This window comes from Ktedonobacter robiniae (assembly GCF_016587375.1).
GTDB lineage: Bacteria > Chloroflexota > Ktedonobacteria > Ktedonobacterales > Ktedonobacteraceae > Ktedonobacter > Ktedonobacter robiniae.
The window spans coordinates 1,885,574-1,906,446 of the sequence record NZ_BNJG01000001.1 but is presented as its reverse complement, the minus strand read 5'-3'; the positions used below and the strand labels follow the sequence as shown (position 1 = coordinate 1,906,446).

Sequence of the window (20,873 nt, the reverse complement as noted above, 5' to 3'; positions counted from 1 at the left end):
TACTACATTGTCAATCGCGGCGCGCACATTCATATGTTCTGATAGACAAGGCGAATCGTTTTCTGGCTTGAGTACCATGATTCGCACTTTGACTATAATTGAGGAAGGTGTTATCCATAATGGGATCTGAACTCGTTATAAAGAACCTTCATGCCAATATTGAAGGTAAGCCTATTCTGCGTGGCGTCGACCTCGTGGTCAACCAGGGTGAGGTTCATGCGCTGATGGGACCCAACGGGTCCGGCAAAAGCACCCTGGCGAATGTGATCATGGGTAACCCCAAGTATGAAGTCACCGATGGTGAGATCTGGTTCAAGGGCGAGAATATTCTTGAGTACTCTCCCGACCGCCGCGCGCGTATGCGCCTCTTCCTGGCGTTCCAGTATCCTATGTCCATCCCCGGTGTGAGCGTGGCTAACTTCCTGCGCCGCTCTCTGGAGGCTGTGCGTGAGGGCAATAAGCCCCTCGAAGAGGGTGAGAACCCCACCGGCAAGATGGGTAAGCGCCGGACCGTTCCCCCAGGTGAGTTTCGCCGCCTCCTGCAAGAGAAGATGAAACTGCTGAAGGTTGATAATAGTTTCATCAACCGCTCGATCAATGACGGCTTCTCCGGTGGTGAGAAGAAGCGTGCTGAGATCCTCCAGATGGCCCTGCTGGAGCCGGAGATCGCCCTGATGGACGAGACCGATTCGGGCCTCGACATCGACGCGCTGAAAATCGTCTCTGAGAGCGTGAACGCGCTCCGCGGTCCCGACCTGGGCATTCTGCTGATCACCCACTATCAGCGCATGCTTAACTACATTACCCCCGACTTTGTGCATGTCATGTACCAGGGCCGCATCATCAAGTCCGGTACGAAGGAACTGGCGCTCGAGCTTGAGGATAAGGGCTACGAGTGGCTGACATCCAACGAGAATGGGGTGGCCACGAATGCTTAATGCTCTAACTACAGGTTTCACAAAGGACGCGCTGCTTGAGCTGTCGCGCCAGAAGGGGGAACCTGAGTGGATGCTACAGAAGCGCCTTCAGGCCTGGGAGCATTATGAGCAAACTCCCGCCCCCCTGGGACGCCGCGGCGACCTGGGCACCCTCCAGAATCTCTCTCGCTTCAAGTTCCAGGAACTGAAGCCCTTTGTTCCCGCGCCGGATACCGCGCTTCCTCCAGCCATTCAGCAGTCGCTGCAAGAGTCGCTGGTCAATGAGCGCTCCGGCCTGATCGTGCAGCATAACTCGTCGGTTGTGTATATACACCTGAACGATGAGCTGAAGGCGCAGGGAGTCATCCTGACCGACCTGGAGACTGCCGTTCGCGAGTATCCAGAGCTGGTGCAGGAGCACTTTATGACGAAGTGTGTCCCCGCGACTGCGAGCAAGTATACTGCCCTGCACGCGGCCTTCTGGACAGGTGGCTTCTTTCTCTATGTCCCAAGTGGCGTGGAGATCGAGGCGCCGATCCTGGCCCAGGTTTGGGTCGATAGCTCTGCATCGGCTATCTTCTCCCACTCACTGGTGATCGCGGAATCTCAGAGCAGCACCCGCTTTGTGCAGGAGTTCACTTCCAGCGTCGAGGCCGAGCATCCCAGCCTGGTCAGCGATGTGGTTGAAGTCATTGCCAAACGCGAGGCAATGGTCGAGTTCAGCAACCTGCAGGATCTCGATCAACATACCTGGCTCATCACCAACAAGAACGCGACGCATGAGAACGATGCCAGCGTAACCTTCGTGATGGCCGATCTGGGTGCCCAGCTCAACCTCAATAGCATTGGCGCGGGCCTACAGGGCAATGGCTGTGCCGCTGAACTGGTGGGTGTCTTCTTCACCGACCACAACCAGCGCTACGCCATCAATACCCTCTCAGACCACGTTGGTGTCTCGACCAACGCGGAGACCATGATCAAGGGTGTCCTGACCGATGAGTCACGCGTCGAGTTCGATGGTATGATTCGCATCCACAAGGATGCGCAGCAGACGGCCTCCTTCCTGGCCGCGCATGGTCTATTGCTGAGCAAGAAGGCTCGTGGCGAGTTTATTCCCGGCCTGGAGATCGCCGCGAACGATGTCAGCGCTAGCCATGGTGCCACCACGGGCCAGATCGATGAGGAGCAGCTCTTCTACCTGATGGTACGCGGTATCGCGCGCCCAGAGGCCGAGCGCATCATCGTTCAGGGCTTCTTCGAGCCAGTTTTGCAGCGCATTCCCCTGGAGAACCTGCGCATCCGCCTGCGTCGCAGCATCATCTCTCGTATGAGTGGTGAGTCCGCGACCGAGGCCGATACCTGGGTTGACGCCCAGGAGCGCTGGGAGATCGAGGGTGTCGACGAAGGCGCCATCTACCTCGATGACTCAACTCGTCCTCAATCAGACGATATTGAACTCAGCGAGTACTAGTCACACAGCGCTAAACGCACAATGGGCACCCTCCAGGCCGGTGGGTGCCCTCTATCTTATAAACAGTAAGCCGCCAGGCAGAGGAAGTATTATGGTGACATTTGAGAAGCAGACACAACAGACACGCAGTGGACGCACCGCCGCCGAGGTGCGCGCGGATTTCCCTATCCTCGCACGCCAGGTACACAATAAGCCTCTAATATATCTTGACAGCACGGCCAGCTCGCAGAAGCCCCAGGCTGTCATCGAGGCCATGAATACCTACTACCAGACCTATAACGCGAATGTGCATCGCGGGGTCTATACGATCAGTGAAGAGGCTACGGCGGCCCAGGAACGTGCTCGCGTCAAAGTTGCACGCTTTATCAATGCTCGCCATAGCAAGCAGGTGATCTTCACACGTAACACGACCGAGAGCATCAATTTGGTCGCCTATAGCTGGGGCAGCGCGAATATCCACACCGGAGACCTGATTGTGCTGACCGAGATGGAGCACCACAGCAATCTGGTCCCCTGGCAACTGCTCGCCCAGCGCACTGGCGCGCGTTTGGAGTTCGTTCCGGTCACCGATGATGGCCTGCTGCGCCTGGATATCTATCAGCAGTTGTTGGAGCAGCGCCCCAGGCTGGTCGCCTTTACGCATATGTCGAACGTGCTGGGAACCATCAATCCCTTACAGGAGATGATCGCTCAGGCTCATGCCGTCGAGGCCATCGTCCTGGTGGATGGCGCGCAGAGTGTTCCCCACCTGCCAGTGGATGTCCAGGCCCTCGACGCCGATTTCTACTGCTTTAGCGCGCACAAAATGCTGGGTCCAACGGGTATTGGTGTGCTCTATGGCAAGCGTGCCCTGCTGGAGGCTATGCCCCCCTTCATGGGTGGTGGCGATATGATCCGCACTGTCAAGCTCCACGAGTCCACCTGGAACGATCTGCCCTGGAAGTTTGAGGCGGGCACCCCCGCGATTGCCGAGGCCATCGGCCTGGGCGCGGCGGTCGACTACCTGAATGAGCTGGGCATGGACTGGGTTCAGGCCCATGAGCAAGAAATGACGGCCTATGCCCTGGAGCAGCTCCAGCAGGTTCCCGGCCTGACGATCTATGGTCCCCGCGAGATCGGTCAGCGCGGAGGCGTCATCTCCTTCACACTTGGCGATGTCCACCCCCACGACCTGGCCTCGATTCTCGACCAGGAGGCCGGTGTGGCCATTCGCGCCGGACATCACTGCGCGCAACCACTCATGGAGCGCTACGATGTGCCCGCAACCGCCCGCGCCAGCTTCTACGTGTATACAACAAAAGCAGATATCGATGCCCTCGTCCAGGGCCTGCACAAAGCCCTCCAAATCTTTACTTTCTAAAAAGAGGCATACATATATGGCAATGGATTTTTACCGCGAATATATCCTGGATCACTACCGCAATCCACGTAATTTTGGTACATTGGAGCAGCCCGATGTGCATTCAGAGGACTCCAATCCGCTCTGTGGCGACCAGCTTGCCATGGACCTGGTCGTGCAGGATGGGCGCGTCGCTGAGGTCCGCTTCAAAGGGCGTGGGTGCGCGATCAGCCAGGCGTCAGCCTCCATGCTCTCAGAGATGATTGAGGGCCAGCCGATAGACGAGGTTGTAAAGTTGGGGAAAGAGGAAGTGTTGGAGGTACTAGGCATTCCCATCAGCCCTGCTCGCACCAAGTGCGCCTTCCTCTCCCTGCGTGTACTCCATCGGGGCCTGGCTATGGGAGGCTTTGAGCACCCCAATCTTGATGATGAAGATGAGGACGAATAAGGCCGTATGACTGAGTTCTATAAGGCAGCTCGCCTGGAAGAGATCAAAGAAGGTGAGCTTTACGCGGTAGAAGTTGATGGCGAACCAGTCTGCCTGACAAAGGTGGAGGCCCAGATCTGCGCCTTTACCGATAATTGCACCCACATCAGCGGACCCCTCAACGAGGGCGAGCTGGAGGGCTGCACGCTGACCTGCCCCTGGCATGGCGCGCAATTCGACGTGCGCACCGGCAAGGTGCTGCGCGGTCCCGCACGCCAGGACCTCCATACCTACTCCATCAAAATCGAAGATGAAACCATCTTCGTCGGCCTCCCCGAAGAAGAATAATATGTGATGTGCAGCGCGCTGGCAACCTGCGGCTGCCAGGGCGCTGCACATCACCAAAAAGAAGGCGGCCCTGGACACATGTGTCCAGGGCCGCCCAAACTCGCTATCGTAGGATTAGTATATGCCGTTTGTGTAGAAATACATCCAGAGGTAGCGATATGCCTGCGTTAGTCTCCTGTTGTTTGACTGCCTGCGAGTGTTTCCTTTCTGGCGCGCGAGGGAAAGAGCAAGCGCAGGTGCAGCAAGCGTTCGCGCTCGCGCTCCTCCGCCAGGTTGCGTGAGCGGGCCTTGAGCAGGTCCTGGAGTGAGACCATGCCCACCAGTTGCTCTGGATGCTCGCGTTCAACTACCGGGAAACGCGTGTAGCTGGTCTCGGCCATGCGATAGACTACGCTGCGCAGATTCTCATCTTCATACGCCACAACCGGGCTGGCCTGGATGCAGTCGGCCAACTGGCGCTTGCCCGGTTCGTTGCGTACCAGGTTCATCAAATCGTGGCGTGTCGCGACTCCCTCAATCTGCACCTGGTCATCAACAATAGGATAGAGGTGCTGAATGCCACGCTGCTGCGACTGGCCCTCGGTGAGCAGGCTGCTCAATTCGTCGCGTGTAATGCTGGCGGGAATGGCGACCACGCTGGTACGCATGACCTCGCGTACAAAGAGGATCTCCAGGGGATCGGTAGCATATTCACGACTAAGATGATATCCTCGACGGCTCACCTTCTCGGTAAGGATCGAACGTTTCAAGACCAGTACGCTAAATGTATAGGCCACCAGGGTTGCCAGCAGCAGCGGAACCAGGGCATTAAAGTCATGCGTGAGTTCTAATGCGAAGACCAGGCTGGTAAAGGGGACGCGCATGGTTCCCGCAAGCATCGCAGCCATACCGATCAGTGCCCAGAAGCCCGGTCCCTCGTTGGGGAGAAACAGGCTCACAGCCGCTCCTAACGCGCAACCCATCATCAACAATGGGGCCAGTACGCCACCCGAGGTGCCTGAGCCAAGCGAGAATGACCAGATCAAGAGCTTGACCAGTAGGACGCCCAGGATCAACTGGAGCGAGACATCTCCCCGCAGCAACTGTGCAATAACATCATAACCAACGCCCAGCGCGCGTGGATAGATCAGTCCGCCAATGCCAATGCCCAGGCCACCAATAGCTGGCCACCACATCCAGTGAATGGGCAGGAGTGAGAATGTATCCTCGAAGCGATAAACCAGGTAGGTCATAAGCGCTGAGACCAGTCCCGCCAGGATACCGACCAGCAGGCAGCCCAGGAAGCCTACCGGGCCAATAAACGCCACATGCGGCGGCACCGGGAAGATCGGACCCGCCCCCAGAATGTAGTAACGAACAATCCCAGCCGTGGCGCTGGCCAGGGCCACAGGGATCAGGCTGCGCGGCTTCCACTCAAAGAGCAAGAGTTCGACTGCCAGCAGCAGCGCCGCCACAGGCGTGGCAAACGTTGCCGACATACCTGCCGCTGCCCCCGCCACCAGCAGCGTCTTGCGCTCGCTACTGGAGAAATGAAAGAATTGCGCGATCAGAGAACCAATGGCGCCGCCCGTCATGATGATTGGTCCCTCGGCACCGAAGGGGCCACCGCTCCCAATCGAGATCGCCGCCGAGAGCGGCTTGAGTAGTGCTACCTTGGCCTCGATCTTGCTGCCATTCATTAAGATAGCTTCCAACGCCTCGGGAATTCCATGCCCCCTGATCTTAGGCGAGCCAAAGCGCGCCATAAAACCGATAATCAGTCCACCTATTACAGGCACCAGCACAATGAAAATCCCCAGGGGACTCTGTGCGGGACTGACAAGGGCCGTATCCCAGCGTAGATAAAAGAAGAGATTTGTACATAATCCGATTAATTTTAATAAGAGTAGAGCTATAAAGGTGCTCACAATACCAATGACAAGCGCGATGAGCGAGATGAAAAGCATACGTGGGGTAGTCGTAAAATCCCCCAACTCATGATTGACCTTCTTCTGACTAGCCGCTTTCTTCGCCCCATCCCCCCCCGCCTGTCGATGTTCCTCCTGCCACGCATTCGCTGCCAAGCTATTTCTCCTTATGAATCTAGATCTGTGGTCTTTCGTAAATGTAGCCCATCCTACATGAGGTATTCTCAGCGTCTGCGACGCTCCGGCTCGTCTGTGGTAAGGGATGTGGTGGAGAAAATGCTTCTCCACCACATCCCTTACCACAGACGAGCCACGCAGTGGCGAGAAGTCCTTAAACAGATATCCATATCTTGTTCTCATAAATATTATATCGTATTACGATACAAATGAAAAGAGGTCATCTATTGACACCACTCTATATTCTCTCTACAATTGCTGGAAGGCAGAAAGAAAATTGAGTTTCAGGGGAGACAATAAGCGCATGGAAGGTCGCTCACATTTATTGATTGGTCTGGTAGCCGGGGTCGTCTTCGATAGTGTCACGCATATCTCTGGCAATGCTCTTACGGCGGGCACGAGTGTGACGCTCCCACTGCTGGTGAGTAAGGCGGTCTATTATGGCGCGGTTGGCTTTGGCGCGCTACTGCCAGATATAGATAATGCACGTAGCACCCTGGGCCATCGCTTTGGCATCATTAGCAAGACGATTCAGGGTATTGCAGGTCATCGCACAGTGTTTCATAGCCTTCTTGGCCTGGCTGTCGGCTCATTGCTAGCCATAGGGCTAGAACGAGTGGTAATATATCTACTGGGCTTACGAGGCTATTCCGCTCCCGCGCATGTGGTAGGCATTTCACATGTCGTTTTCTTTGGTGTCTTGTTTGGATGTGTAATGCACCTCTTATGTGACTCGCTGACCTATGGCGGCATACCTCTGTTCTGGCCTATGCACAAACGCTTTGGCATTCCAATGGATAATAAGTTTCGTTTCCGTACAGGTACCTGGCCGGAATTTTTAATAGTTTGGGGCTTTATGTTCGTGGTCGCGGTTTGTATCTGGCAGGGGTATGTCATCCTCTAGCCTTCGTGCCTGCGGCGCTCAGGGGTAGGAGTGCTCGGCGGCAGGCTGGCGGCGCCAGTCTGCCCACCAGGCATCCCTACCCAAAGGCGAGTTAAACATTTATGATACGTTTGCCACAATTCTCTATACAGGTTCAAGTATCGCCGCGCGCCCAGGTGCGTCTCTCCTGGTCGTTACTGGTGCTGGCTATGCTGGCTTACGCCTTGATTGTGGGCTTTCTGGCTGTGCTACGCTACACCTCCTTCAAGGCTACGGCTTTCGACCTGGGGAATATGGACCAGGTGCTCTGGAATACCCTGCATGGGCACCCGTTTCAGTGGACGAACCAGGGCGTTGACTGGTATGGCCCCCCCATTCGTCTCGCGCAACACTTCGAGCCAGTGCTCCTGCCCCTCTCGCTACTCTATGTCTTTGGCGCCGATCCACGCATCCTGCTGATCTTTCAGACGCTGGTCCTGGTGAGTGGGGCGTTACCGATCTTTCTTATGACGCGGCGCTACCTCCCACAGTGGCCTCTGGTGGCGGCGGTCATGGTGCTAGGTTACTTGCTCTCAGCCTCGTTGATCGGGATCAATCTCTTCGATTTTCACCCGGTGGCGCTGGTCACCCCCTGTTTCCTTTATGCCTTTCTCGCCCTCACCTACCGCCGCTTTGGCTGGTGCCTCCTCTGTTGCGCCTTGGCGGCGATCTGTAAAGAAGAGATTCCTTTTGTGGTGGCGGTCTTTGGCGTGCTGATAATCTGGAAATACCGGGCGCCTCGCCTGGGCCTGATTCTCATTCTGGGTGGGATCCTCTATGGCATCTTTGCCTGGTCGATGATCAAGCATTTCTATCCCGGTAACCAGGGCAATAACTTCTGGTATCGCTACGCCTACCTGGGGGCAACCCCCAGCGATGCGCTTGTGAACATCGTTATGCATCCCTGGGTTCTTCCCATGACCTATCTCACGCTTGAGCGCTTCTACTACCTGGCAGGACTTGCGCGCTGCTCTGGTTTCTTCAGTGTCTTCGCGCCTGAGTGGCTGCTTCCCGCTCTGCCCAATCTGGCCCTCAATCTCTTGCCTAATAACAATTCCCTTCTTTATAGCGGCATCTATCACTACAATGCCCCCATCATTCCCTTTGTGGTGATGGCGTCGATTATTGGCCTGGCGCGCCTGGTGGCGTTATGGCAGCAGTGGCGTGGCGAGCCGGTTGACTCCGTACTGGTGACCGATGAGCAGGCGCTACGCGAGAAGGCGCAGGTGGACTCTTTTGTGCGTGGCCTGGAGAATGTACGCCTGACATTCCTTTCGGGCCTATCTGTATTGTCTCGCCCCTTCACCTTTGCTCGCCCGGGCCTGCTGGCTGTCTCAATCGCAAGCGCGCATCGCCGGAAGCGCTTTAATGATCGCATCGTTGACCTGGCGCAGACGGTGACGCTGGCACGGTTGCAATGGGTGGTCTCGCTCTGGATTGTGTGTATGGTCCTGCTGCATTTTGTGATCATGATTCCCTGGTTCAATGTGCTGCTGCCCGATCACCTGCCGGGTGATCGTGACCAGGCCATCAACCAGTTGCTTGCATCTATTCCGCCAACGGCCTCCGTCTCGGCAAGCGGGACGCTTAATCCTCACCTCACCGAGCGCCCCTATGTGACGGTCTTCCCGCTCATTACCTATACCGACGAGCAGAAGAACCTGCGCACTGTGCAGTATATCGTGGTAGATCTCAACAACATCGTTCCTGAGGAGGACAAGGATAGCACGGTCCGTATGCTCAACCAGGTTCGTAGTTCGCAACAGTTCTGCACCCTCAAGCAGATCGAAGGCGTGATCCTGCTGGTGCAGAGCAATGGGCATTGTGGCAGCGGCGCGATCAATTCGCCTGCTTCCTGACGCGTGATGCCCCAGAGAAGTCCTGAAATTGCCCGCGTAAACCCATAGCTTTTGACGGGCACAAGATGTTATAATCCATGCAGGCAAACAATTGCTGAACTGTTTGTCTCTGCGCTTTCAGGCAATTGTTGTTGAGGTTTGTTGCCTTTCGAAAAACCTGAGTGTGCGGCCGCTGTGCCCCTGAATGGGGGTTAGGTGGTCCCCGAATGGGGATTGGTTTTTGTATAAGTTGTTGGAGGAATGGCAGGATGCGCAATAATAATCCCTATCCCAATGAGCCAACGAGTGTACAGCCCTCGCGTGCGGGGCGCATGGATGATCTTCCTATGAAGCCAGCGTCGCCCCCTTCGCCTGCGGCCGATGAGCCCGGCCCCGAGGTAGAGATAGCGGAGACGCGTCAGGAAGAGGCCCGAACCGTAAAATATGCCATTGGCAAGCTCAATGACTTCCTGCGCTGGTTCTTGACCGTCCTGGAGGTCACGCTGGCAATGCGCTTCCTGCTCAAGCTTATCGGAGCCGATCCCATCAATCTCTTTGCGGGCTTTCTCTACTCGCTAACCGATATTATCCTCTTTCCCTTTAGCACGCTGGTCCATCCCTTCTCTGTCCACCCCAACCAGGCTTTTGAATGGTCGACGCTGATCGCGATGCTCATCTACTTCCTGGTCTTCTGGGCCATCCGCCGCTTCCTGCACATCTTGATTACCGGCCCCGAAGACTCCGTCGAGTCATAAGAGAGAAGCAGGGAGGTGGCATAGCGTGCTATGCCACCTCCCTGCTTCTGCTGCAGTGCGCCTTTTGCCCATTATGAGAGCTTCCAGATGCTTACCGTGTTTTTAGTAAGATCGCCCTGTTTGACCGCTGAGGAAGCAATCTTGCTACCTTCCTGCGACCAGGCCAGGTTGGCAATCCACTGATTATCACCAAAGGTCGCCACCACTTTCTGGGTGCGTACATCCCAGAGGTGAATCATGGTGTTGCTCTCGGCCAGGTATTTTCCATCCGGCGACCAGGCCAGGGAACCAATGTTTTTGTCCGCGAATGAGGCGATCTGCTTCCCATCGCTCACAGACCAGGCGCTGAAATTATTGCCATTGAATATCCCAAGTGCGAGCATGCTCTCATCGGCTGACCAGGCATCAGAGAGAAAATGCTGGTTATCGACGCTGATTGGAAGGTGGCTTACCACTTTCTTTGCCTGGATATTCCAGATTGCGATATCCCTTCCCGTGTCAATAGCGAAGTAGGTACCGTGTGGCGATAGGCTCACATACCCCAGCGGTTGGCGGCTCTGTGTTAGCGGGGTGCTGCTGACTACCTTCCCTGTGCTGGCACTCCAGACCTGAATGATCCAGTGGCCTACAGGATAATCGACCAGGGAGATGATCTGAGTCCCATCAGGAGACCAGACCGAATCCCAAGGAGTCACCATAGTGTTTCCATAGCCACCGCTGCCCTTGACGGAAAATGTGGGAACATAGGCCACCATGACCTTGCCTGTGCTGGCATCTACTATCTTCGGCAATGAGTCAGCCAGCTTGGTAAGTAGGCGGGTATGATCGGGCGACCAGCGGGCATTTGTGTCCTGTGTGCCCTGATCATCGAGATGCAGTTTCTGCGTGCACGTCGCTCCATCGACGACCTCTAGATTCCCATAATTGGCTAGATTCCCATAACTGGCTGCGAGCTGGTCGTCTGTGGCCCAGTCGAGCCAGGATTGGTAGGCAGAGCCTACATCTTTGTTGTCATCCGCAAATTGACAGAGCCGCTGGGCGCTGGAATAGGTCTTCACGGGTGTCGCGGTTGCGGTTGGTGTGACTTTTGAGCCTGTGCCCGTCGCTTGCCGTGAAAGGTTCAGGACGACAAGCAAACTGCCAACAAGAAGAACCATAACAAAGACCGCGACCAGCGTGGTCACACGTCGGGCAAACGTTGAGGCTTGCTTCTTTTCCATAAAGCGTAATCTTCCTTGTTTTAATGTGCGCGGCGAAGATGGCTGCTTTTCCGGTTTGGCTGCCGCGTACTCAGCGTGCGTATGAGCATATTTCATCAGGCGTTGTTCGACCCGCTGTAATGAGCGATCATGCTCCTCGCGGATCTGCCGGGTGACCTGCTGCATCTCTGAGTGAAACTGGGCCTCGGGCGTGTGCAAGTCGCTGAAACGCTGCTCTACCTGCTCATCGACCTGCTCAGGCGTAAAAGGTTGCTCATGATGTTCCATTATTTTCCTCCCAGTCGTTTCTCGAAGGTTTGGCGCAACAGGTTTAAAGTACGTGAGAGGATCATCCGTACAGCTGTATCTCGTTTCCCCAGCATGCGCGCGATCTCCGGTGAGCGCAGCCCTTCGACGTAGCGTAAGAGCAGTACCTCTTTTTGCAGTGAAGGCAGACCTTCAATGGCCGTTATCAGGTCGTGTTGCTCCTCATTGCGCAGCATCGTCCACTCGGGTATGAACTCCCCATCGGGGGAGACCATGTCGCTCGCTACCTCTAAAGGCAGGTTCTGCTGCCGTGCTCTCCTGCGATAATGGTCAACCAGTTTGTTCCGGGCGACCCGCCAGAGCCAGGAGCGTTGCTCTTCTTGAGAGAGTGTGCGCAGAGAATCGCGTTCAAGGGCTGCGATAAAGACCTCCAGGAGCAGATCTTCAGCATCCTCTCTCGACTTCAGGTTGGCCCGTAGATGGGGCAGAAGCGCGGAGGCATGTTGTCGATAGAGTTCTGAAATTCCTACCTCATCCTCGTCATCCAGGGAACGTAAAGGCTGCATGTCATTGTCCTATTCTTAAGAATTTATTTCGCTAGCGAATATTCAGTGAACCAATCGTATAGAAAGGTCAAGTGTAACAATACATATGAAAAGCCACATTCTCAGAGGTACCTTTACGCCTGTGTCATCCTGGGGTAAAGGGATGTGCCTGCGGTCGCGCTTGTCTGTATGGTATAATCTGGGGTACTCAGGAGGTGCCACGTGAACACATTGACAAGCGAACTGAGCATTTTCACTGGAAACGCTAATCGCCAGCTTGCCATAGAGATATGCGATCATCTAGGCATATCGCTAGGGGAGGCTGATGTCTTTCAATTTAGTAATGAAAATATTTTTGTCAAAATAAACGAGAATGTCCGCGGGAACGATGTCTTTGTTATTCAGTCCTTTAGCTCGCCTGTCAATCGCTCTATCATGGAGCTTCTCATTATGATTGATGCCCTTAAGCGGGCTTCAGCGGCTTGTGTCACCGCCGTCATTCCTTATTACGCCTATGGCCGTACTGACAAGAAGGATCAGCCACGTGTGCCGATTACGGCGCGCCTAGTCGCTGATTGTATTACGGTCGCGGGCGCCCACCGCGTGGTGACGCTGGACATGCACGCCGGGCAAATTCAGGGCTTCTTTAACATCCCAGTTGATGAGTTGACCGCTCAGACCATCCAGGCCGAGTATTTCGCGCAGAAACAGATCGAGGACCTGACGATCGTCTCCGCCGACGAGGGCTTCGCCAAGAAGGCACGCAAACTGGCGGACCGCCTGAACGTTTCTCTGGCAATCGTTGAGAAGCGCCGCCTGGGCAACGAGGGGATCACTGAGGCCATGGGCATCATCGGCAATGTCGCGGGCCGCAATGCCTTGATTGTGGACGATGAGATCGATACCGCCGGCTCTATTACGCAGGCCGTCCGCGTGGTTCGCGAGCAGGGCGCGCGCGATATCTATTGTTCCGCGACCCATGGCATCTTCTCTGGCCCAGCCATCGAGCGCTTGCGCGCTGCCTCTCTAAAAGAACTGGTCATCACAAACTCCATTCCCCCTCCCGACATCAACCGCCTGCCCAACCTGACAGTGCTCTCGGTTGCGGGCCTCTTAGCTGGCGCGATCACCCGCATCCACGATGGTCGCTCCGTTTCCGAACTCTTCCACTAATAAGTGCGATAGTCCATGCCAGCATGGACCCTACAACGGCCCTGTAGGGTCCATGCTGGCATGGATATAATCCACACACGCTGGTCCCCTTTATTACCCAGCGGTAAAACTTTATGCTATAATGCCTGCGTCAAGATTCGAGAATTCGCCAGATAACATTGAACGCCGTTATTATCTAATTAATTAACCCCATGTGTAAGTTTTCAAGAACGGGGCCCAGGGGCAGTCACCCCTGGCGGGGTTTGGGGCTTCCTCTCCGCTCACCTGAGCCGAAAGGCTAGCTGCGAAGCAGCGTTGGTGAGCGGAATAAGAAGCCAGTCTCCAATTTCTTCCCTCCTCCTCCTGCCGCCGCAGGCGGCAGAAACGACTTGCACATGATGTTAACAATTAACATCATCTTTTGTTTGCACTGAAAGGGTGGGAGGGCGACACATGAAGCCACTTGTTGCCATCGTTGGCCGACCTAATGTCGGTAAATCTACTTTTTTTAATCGCATGATTGGCGAGCGTGTCGCCATTGTTGAGGATATGCCCGGTACGACCCGTGATCGTCTGTATGGAGATACCGATTGGAACGGTCGTGAGTTTACGCTCATCGATACTGGTGGCCTGGAACTGGGGACGGGCATTCCTGTCGGCCAGGTTGGCCTGACCGGACAGCCAGGCGATATCATGGATCATGTCATGAGCCAGGCTCAACTCGCCATCGAAGAGGCGGATGTGATCGTATTCATGGTCGACGCGCGCGCCGGCATTACCGCCGCTGATGATGAGGTCGCCGACCTGCTGCGCCGCCGTGCGACTAAGCCAGTCATCCTGGCAGCCAATAAGGCTGATAATGCCTCGCGTCGCCTGGATGTTGTCGAGTTCTATAGCCTGGGCCTGGGCGAACCCACCGATATCTCATCCATTCAGGGGACCGGCACCGGCGACCTGCTGGACAGGATCGTCGAAGCGCTGCCTCCTGTCTCTGAGGAGGACGAAGAGGAAGACGAGCAGACCCCACGTATCGCGATTCTAGGCCGTCCAAACGTCGGCAAATCCTCGCTGCTCAACGCCATCCTGGGTGTCAATCGCTCAATTGTGAGCAATATCCCCGGCACTACCCGTGATGCCATCGATACCGAGCTTGAGTTTGAGGGCCAGAAGATTAAACTGGTCGATACCGCTGGCATCCGCCGCCGTGGTCGCGTGGGCGTGGGAGTGGAGAAATATAGTGTCCTGCGTTCAACCCGCGCCATCGAGCGCTGTGACGTGGCTCTGATGCTCATCGACGCCAGCGAGGGACTGACGGCGCAGGATACCCATATCGCGGGCACGATCCACGAGATGGGCAAAGGCGTGATTGTGGTGGTCAATAAATGGGACCTGGCGCAGGAGCAGCGCAAAGCCGAGCGCGAGGGTGAGTATCCTAAGCCAGATGAGGAGATCGATGACGCCGAGCACTATCGCAAGGTATTGATGAACGAGCTGAAGTTTATTCCCTATGCGCCCATCATCTTCGCCTCGGCCAAGACTGGTTACCACGTCAAATCGATTCTAGAGACCGCGTTGAAGATCTCCGATATGCGCTACCTGCGTGTACCAACCGCGCGCTTGAATGAGGTCGTGCAGGAGGCCAAACGCCGCCAGACGCCCGCGTATGTGACTGGCATGAAGCCGCTGCGCGTCTACTACGCGACGCAGATACGCGTCAATCCGCCAACCTTCGTCTTCTTCGTGAACGATCCACGCTCAGTTCACTTCTCCTATGAGCGCTTTATGGAGAACCGCCTGCGCGAAGCCTTTAGCTTCAAAGGCACAGGCATACGCATCTACTTCCGCGCCCGCTCTACCAGAGACGACCGCGAGAAATAATCAATAGAGAAAGAAAAGAAGGGATGCGCTGACGGCCCGCGGGCCGCCAGCGCATCCCTTCTTTTCTTTCTTTCTTTTTCCAACCTTGCAGGTAGTTAACACGTATATGCAACAGAGCGCGGATGAGAAGGAGAGGAATGCACGCGGGCGAACCATCATCGGCTCTACAGCTAATCATAGTATATAAATGAATTGATGGGCCTGTAGAAAAGAACTCTCAGCGACGTTCTTGCTCTGGCTAGAAATAAAAGAATTTTTACTTATCAATCTATCTGCGATGTTTCAATTGTCATCAATACTACTATATGCTATAGTGAGCATGGAAAACTACATTACGCATTCCTGCTTCTATGAGGTACGTACCTATGCACATAAAACTCTTCGCTGCCGATAAGACGGATGTCGGCAAGCAACGCGATCAAAACGAAGATCGACCATATCGCAGGGTTGAATCTGCCGAGGATGGTGATCGCGGTCTATTTATAGTCGCTGACGGCATGGGTGGCTATAAAGCGGGGGAAGTTGCCAGTCGCATGGCGGTGGAAACCATTAATAAGGCCATGGATACGTTTTTTAAGCCAATTCATGATCAGCCCACGATCAAGATCGACCGCTCCATGTTGCGTCCCTCGTCTCCCACTGGGAAGCCCTCTAAAGCCGAGACTCATAAACTCTCTGAAGCGACAATGGCGAGTGCCGTAGAGGATCAATTGCGGGCCGCAATCAAGCAGGCAAACCAGGCGATCGTGCGCTACGGCGAGCAGCAATCCGAGGCGCGTGGCCTGGGCAGCACCGTGACTACGCTGCTGATACAGAATGAGCTTGCTTATATTGGCAACGTTGGCGACAGTCGTACGTATCTATTACGTAATGGAGCGCTAACCCCTCTTACCAAAGATCACTCTCTGGTCGCCAAGCTGGTCGAGACCAAGCAGATCAAGCCGGAAGAGGTCTATTCGCATCCTCATCGTAATCTGATTTATCGCTCGCTGGGTGCTGGTCGCTCAACGCTGGAAGTGGATATCTTCCATGAGACGGTTCAAGCAGGGGATCTCTTCTTGCTCTGTTCTGATGGCCTCTGGGAGATGGTTCATCCCGAGGAGCTTGAGCGTACAATGAAGATGCAGGCCAGTCCACAGGCCATCTGTGATAAGCTCATCGAGCTGGCGAATGCTGGCGGTGGCGAGGACAATATCACCGCCGTTGTAATTCAGGTCAGTGCTCACTAGCTAACTCGGTGTGCAAGTTTGCACAAACGGGGTCCAGGGGCGGAGCTCCTGGCGGGGTTTGGGGCCTCCTCTCTGCTCACTTGAGCCGATAGGCTAGGCGCGAAAGTGCCGCGGCGCCCCCGAATGGGGGTTAGTGAGCGGAATAAGGAACCAGTCCCCAAATTCTTTTCCTCTTGCCGCCACAGGCGGCAGGAAAAAATGAATAGTTTTTATAGCATACTATGCCATCGTGCGGAGCGTTGCGAAGAAAGGTTTAGTGCGTAGAGTATGGCTCTCCCTATAGGTACGATACTCGACGGTAAATTTAAGATTGTTCAGATCCTTGGCGAAGGTGGTATGGGGACCGTCTACAAGGTTGAGCAGCTTGGTACGAATCCTCCCTACTACTACGCCGTTAAAGAGTTGCTCATCAGCCCCAATACTAGCGAGGAAGAGCGCAACTCAGCCGTCGAGCGCTTCAATAAAGAGATCGCGCTCTTACGGAGCCTAAAGCATCCACGGATCGCGGCCTTGATGCTTCCTTTTCAGGATCGCGGGAACTACTACTTCGCCATGGAGTTTGTGCCCGGGCGCAGCCTGGAGAAGATTCTCGAAGATAGCCATGGCCCACTGCCAGAGGAACAGGTCGTTAAGTGGATGATGCAGGTCTGCGAGGCCTTGACCTATATTCATTCGCGTACGCCGCCCATCATCCTGCGCGACCTCAAGCCAGGGAATATCATGATTACCCCCGATAATGAGGTGCAACTGATCGACTTTGGCATTGCGCGCCGCTTTGATCCCAATAAGCGTACGAATACAGAGAACCTGGGCACCATCTCCTATGCCTCGCCAGAGCATCTGGGTTCGATTACCACTCCAGGACAGCGTCGCTCAGTACAGAATCCCGGTCGCCCGGTCCAGACCGATGCTCGCGCCGATATCTACTCTCTTGGCGCGACGATGTTTCACTTGTTGACCAACTATGAGCCAGATCCGATTCAAACGCCTGCTCCTGGCAGTATTCTAGCCAAAAATCCGCGCCTGCTGGCGCGTGAGGTGGGCGGGAAGCGCATCTGTCCTGTCGAGCAGGTAATTATTAAGGCCATGCAGCAGGATCGAGAACAGCGCTTCCAGAGCGCCGAGGCCATGCGCAATGCCCTGCTCTCCTGCCTGCCCGCCTCGGTTCAGGCGCATGCCGCCGTGCCAACAGTGCAGATTCCCGCCATGTCACCGGCAACGACGATTACGGTCAAGGCCCAGCCCGCGTCAACTGTGACGGCGGCTGGCCCTATCTGCCCACGCTGCGGCTTTCACAACCGACCCGGCGCCAAGTTCTGCAAGCGCGATGGCTACCAGCTCGTGCAGGGGGCTGTTCCTCCGCCACAGGCGCGGATGAGTCAGCCTATTCTCGCGCGACCCGTGCGCCAGCCACTCCAGGCACGCTCTTCGTCTATTCTCGCCCGCCCGGTTGGCTCAGGTGGCAGCATTCAGGCGCGCCCGGTGGCTCCCTCTAATGGCGTGGCCCCGGCCAGCGATCCCACGGTGGCTTATCGTGCTGGCTTGCAGGCCTTGAATAATAAGAATTACGCCGAGGCCGTTAACCAGCTGAAGCTTGCTCTGTCCCAGGGTGGAACGCCCTATGACATTCTCTATAATCTGGGGCGCGCCTACCGCCAGTACGGCCTCTCTGTGCGCGATATCGATCAGAAACTCTCGCAGGAGAATATGAAGTATGCCGCCGAGCAGTTTGAAGCAGCACTACAGCACTCGAATACATCCTTTAATGCCTACTTCCAGCTCGGGATGTGCTATCGTGATCTCAGTCTCTTGCCACAGGCTGGGCAGTCCTTCAAGAAGGCGCTCTCGCTCAACCCCGATGACCCGGCGGTCTATTATCAACTCGGCCTGACCTCATTGGAGCAGGGGTCCTTTCGCGATGCGGAATCGTACTTACGCGAAGGCCTGCGCCTGAGCCCAGAACACGCTCTGATGCTCGTGGCCCTGGGACGCCTCTATGGAGAAACCAAGCGCACTCGCGAGTCTATTGAGGCCCTGCGCCACGCCGTCCAGATTGATGCTAGCTCCTGGGAGGCCTGGTATCAACTGGGACGCGCCCATATGCGTGCTAAGGAGTGGAAGTATGCCGTGAGCGCGTTTGAGCGCGCACGCAAAACCGGTGCCCAAAATCCGAACATCTATAGTGCTCTGGCGAACTGTTACCTGAAGTTAAATCGCAAGGCTGAGGCGCGCCAGATGCTTGACGAAGCACTCAAGCGCGATCGCACTAATGCCGAGGCCTTACGTCTACTGAAACAGATCTAATACTTCTTCTCCGAAAACCCTGAGCGCGAAGCGCTAGACACGCCAGTGGCGTTGGGGTTCGGAATAAGATCTTAAAAAAGCAAAGAAGGAGGGCAGAATGCTCTGTCCGTCATGTCATACATCAAATCGTGCAAACGCCAAGTTCTGTAAGGGGTGCGGGCAGGTTCTTCCTGCCGAGCCTACTCAGGAGGCCGCGGCTCCCGAAGCCACACCTACCCCTTCAGACTCTCCGCTCGATGAGAAGCAGGCGACCGCGAACGGCTCTGCCCCCCCTTCTCAGGAGGCATCCTCCTCTCCAGCGCCTGAGGAGGACGAGGATCAGTTTATCGAAGTGGTCGCGTCTGGACCGGCCTCTGAGGACGATCCAAGCCAGGCTCCGACCCAAATTCTCTCGCCTGAGAAAATGGTGGAGTATCAGTCGCGCCGCTGGCAGCAAGAGCTAGAGCGCGATCATCAGGGACAGGCCCAACCTTCCCATGAGGGAGATATCGCCGATGCGCCAACCATGATGATGCCGCCGGTGCCGAAAGAAATTTCGCCTGACGAGGCTGGCGCCTTTGCCTTTACCCCCGAGCAGCAGGATATTTCCGAGACGCCAACTGTACTGATGACGCCGCAGGAGAGTGCCGCGCTCTTCTCTTCAACTGGGGAAGAGTATCGCACCGTTCCCGCATATGCTCAGCCGGGCGCCTTCTCGGAGAGCGTGACCCATGAAGAAGATGATCGTTATGGGGAGGAGCACGCTGCAAGCGCCGCCTCTCCCACTGGAAATGCAGAGGTTGTAATGGAGCAGGTGACACCACCGCACGATACACATACGACGGAGCAGAATCAGCAAGAGCTACCCACGCCAGCCGTACCTGAACAGGAACCTCCCCAGGGCGCCTATACCGAAGGCCAGGCCGCGTCAACGACAGGCGAGGCGACCAACGAGCAGGAGGGACCTCTGGCGGAGGGCACATTGCTCAATAATCGCTACGAGGTCGCGGAACAACTGGCTGATGAGGAGGGAAGTCGCCTCTACCGGGTGGTCGACCACCAGGGCTACAAGCGCTGCTGGAACTGCGGCTCGACCGAGAATACCGAGGAAGATGACTTCTGCTCGGAGTGTGGCGCGAACTTACAGGATGCCACATATACGATGCGTGAGTTCCTCGCCTCGTCCTCCGGTCAGGCCGACGCGAATCTCGTACATGACGCCATTCTCGATACTTTTGTCGCCAATGGCCATACCTATGTGATTGAACAGCAGCAGACCCTGCAATCGTCCTTCCCCAATGGTGTGCATGTGCTTGCCGCCGGCGACTCCGACGCTGGCAATATGCGCCGCAGCGAACCTAACGAAGACAGCACCCTGGTGCTCCAGTTGCAGCGTAACCACGAATCTTTCTCAACACCGTTGGGCCTCTATATCGTCGCCGACGGCATGGGCGGACATGACAACGGACAACTCGCCAGTCGTACCGCCATTCGCAGTATCAGCGAGCGTATGCTCCACGAACTACTGCTCGCGTCTCTCTCTGCCGAGCAGGCGGGCCAGGAGGCCGCGCACGACGAGGATTCTCTGGTGACACTGCTGCATGACGCGGTCGAAGATGCCAATGCCACCATCTGCCAGGCCAATCAGCAGAACAAGACCGACATGGGTTGCACCATCACCGGTTTTATGTTGGTGGGGGATTTTGCGTATATCCTCAATGTAGGGGATAGTCGCACCTACCTCCTGCGTGATAGCAAACTCTATAAATTGACGACGGACCACTCCCTGGTTGGCCAGCTGGTTGCGGGCGGCATGATCGAGCCGGACGAAGTCTATACACACCCACAGCGCAATCAGATCTTCCGTAGCCTGGGTGATAAGCTCAATGTCCAGATCGATATTATCAAGCAACAGGTGCATCCCGGTGATGTCCTGCTCAGTTGCTCAGATGGCCTCTGGGAGATGGTACGTGACCCACAGATGGAAGAGATTCTAAATAATGCACCCGATCCACAAACTGCCTGCTCGCATTTGATTGAGACCGCCAACATTAACGGGGGTGAGGATAACGTGAGTGCGGTCGTGGTTTTTGTGCGCTAAAGCAATTCAAACCGGGGTGTGGGGTTTCCTTTCTGCCCACCTGAGCCGGTAGGCTAGGTGCGAAAGTGCCGCAGCGCCCCCGAATGGGGGTTGGTGGGCGAAATACGAAACCAGTCCC

General features: G+C 55.8%; 16 protein-coding genes. 13 read left to right on the top strand and 3 right to left on the bottom strand.

Annotated features, from left to right (window positions below; genetic code table 11):
* Positions 1–119: 119 nt before the first annotated feature.
* The 5 genes from sufC (at position 120) to JMJ04_RS07980 (ending at position 4,502) form a co-directional block, all read left to right on the top strand.
* Positions 120–938, top strand: coding sequence for a Fe-S cluster assembly ATPase SufC (gene sufC / locus JMJ04_RS08000; protein WP_201369996.1), 819 nt, complete (start codon positions 120–122; stop codon positions 936–938).
* A 70-nt stretch (positions 939–1,008) separates the two neighbouring features.
* On the top strand, positions 1,009–2,388 hold the full coding sequence (gene sufD / locus JMJ04_RS07995) for a Fe-S cluster assembly protein SufD (RefSeq protein ID WP_201369995.1): 1,380 nt from the start codon (positions 1,009–1,011) through the stop codon (positions 2,386–2,388).
* A 91-nt stretch (positions 2,389–2,479) separates the two neighbouring features.
* Positions 2,480–3,748 carry a cysteine desulfurase gene (locus tag JMJ04_RS07990; RefSeq protein WP_201369994.1) on the top strand — a complete coding sequence of 423 codons (1,269 nt, stop codon included), beginning with the start codon at positions 2,480–2,482 and terminating at the stop codon, positions 3,746–3,748.
* A 16-nt stretch (positions 3,749–3,764) separates the two neighbouring features.
* Positions 3,765–4,175: a Fe-S cluster assembly sulfur transfer protein SufU gene (gene sufU / locus JMJ04_RS07985; protein WP_007912676.1), complete on the top strand. Its 411-nt coding sequence runs from the start codon at positions 3,765–3,767 to the stop codon at positions 4,173–4,175.
* Positions 4,176–4,181: 6 nt separating this feature from the next.
* Positions 4,182–4,502, top strand: coding sequence for a Rieske (2Fe-2S) protein (locus tag JMJ04_RS07980; RefSeq protein WP_201369993.1), 321 nt, complete (start codon positions 4,182–4,184; stop codon positions 4,500–4,502).
* A 167-nt stretch (positions 4,503–4,669) separates the two neighbouring features.
* On the opposite strand, the gene JMJ04_RS07975 is transcribed toward JMJ04_RS07980, so the two are convergent.
* The gene (locus JMJ04_RS07975; RefSeq protein ID WP_201369992.1) at positions 4,670–6,565 is read right to left on the bottom strand and encodes a chloride channel protein; all 1,896 of its coding nucleotides are present in this window, start codon (positions 6,563–6,565) and stop codon (positions 4,670–4,672) included.
* A 325-nt stretch (positions 6,566–6,890) separates the two neighbouring features.
* Here JMJ04_RS07975 and JMJ04_RS07970 point away from each other — a divergent pair, with 325 nt between their 5' ends.
* From JMJ04_RS07970 to JMJ04_RS07960, 3 genes are all read left to right on the top strand, one after another.
* Positions 6,891–7,490 carry a metal-dependent hydrolase gene (locus JMJ04_RS07970; RefSeq protein ID WP_201369991.1) on the top strand — a complete coding sequence of 200 codons (600 nt, stop codon included), beginning with the start codon at positions 6,891–6,893 and terminating at the stop codon, positions 7,488–7,490.
* Positions 7,491–7,591: 101 nt separating this feature from the next.
* Entirely contained in the window at positions 7,592–9,367 is a 1,776-nt protein-coding gene (locus JMJ04_RS07965) for a DUF2079 domain-containing protein (protein WP_201369990.1), read from the top strand.
* Positions 9,368–9,615: 248 nt separating this feature from the next.
* Positions 9,616–10,101, top strand: coding sequence for a YggT family protein (locus JMJ04_RS07960; RefSeq protein ID WP_201369989.1), 486 nt, complete (start codon positions 9,616–9,618; stop codon positions 10,099–10,101).
* Positions 10,102–10,172: 71 nt separating this feature from the next.
* Here the strand turns inward: JMJ04_RS07960 and JMJ04_RS07955 are convergent, their stop codons facing one another.
* Positions 10,173–11,588, bottom strand: a complete 1,416-nt coding sequence (locus tag JMJ04_RS07955) for a WD40 repeat domain-containing protein (protein ID WP_201369988.1) — start codon at positions 11,586–11,588, stop codon at positions 10,173–10,175.
* Positions 11,588–12,133 carry an RNA polymerase sigma factor gene (locus JMJ04_RS07950; RefSeq protein WP_201369987.1) on the bottom strand — a complete coding sequence of 182 codons (546 nt, stop codon included), beginning with the start codon at positions 12,131–12,133 and terminating at the stop codon, positions 11,588–11,590. Before JMJ04_RS07950 ends, JMJ04_RS07955 begins: the two co-directional genes overlap by 1 nt.
* Positions 12,134–12,334: 201 nt before the next feature.
* Here JMJ04_RS07950 and JMJ04_RS07945 point away from each other — a divergent pair, with 201 nt between their 5' ends.
* The 5 genes from JMJ04_RS07945 (at position 12,335) to JMJ04_RS07925 (ending at position 20,755) form a co-directional block, all read left to right on the top strand.
* Complete coding sequence (locus tag JMJ04_RS07945) at positions 12,335–13,285, top strand: ribose-phosphate diphosphokinase (RefSeq protein WP_201369986.1); 951 nt, start codon at positions 12,335–12,337, stop codon at positions 13,283–13,285.
* A gap of 432 nt (positions 13,286–13,717) precedes the next feature.
* The gene (der, locus tag JMJ04_RS07940) at positions 13,718–15,142 is read left to right on the top strand and encodes a ribosome biogenesis GTPase Der (RefSeq protein WP_201369985.1); all 1,425 of its coding nucleotides are present in this window, start codon (positions 13,718–13,720) and stop codon (positions 15,140–15,142) included.
* Positions 15,143–15,507: 365 nt separating this feature from the next.
* Positions 15,508–16,371, top strand: a complete 864-nt coding sequence (locus tag JMJ04_RS07935) for a PP2C family protein-serine/threonine phosphatase (protein ID WP_201369984.1) — start codon at positions 15,508–15,510, stop codon at positions 16,369–16,371.
* Positions 16,372–16,638: 267 nt separating this feature from the next.
* Positions 16,639–18,675 (top strand): protein kinase domain-containing protein, encoded by a 2,037-nt coding sequence (locus JMJ04_RS07930; RefSeq protein WP_201369983.1) that lies wholly within the window; start codon positions 16,639–16,641, stop codon positions 18,673–18,675.
* 97 nt (positions 18,676–18,772) lie between these two features.
* Entirely contained in the window at positions 18,773–20,755 is a 1,983-nt protein-coding gene (locus JMJ04_RS07925) for a protein phosphatase 2C domain-containing protein (RefSeq protein ID WP_201369982.1), read from the top strand.
* Positions 20,756–20,873 lie beyond the last annotated feature (118 nt).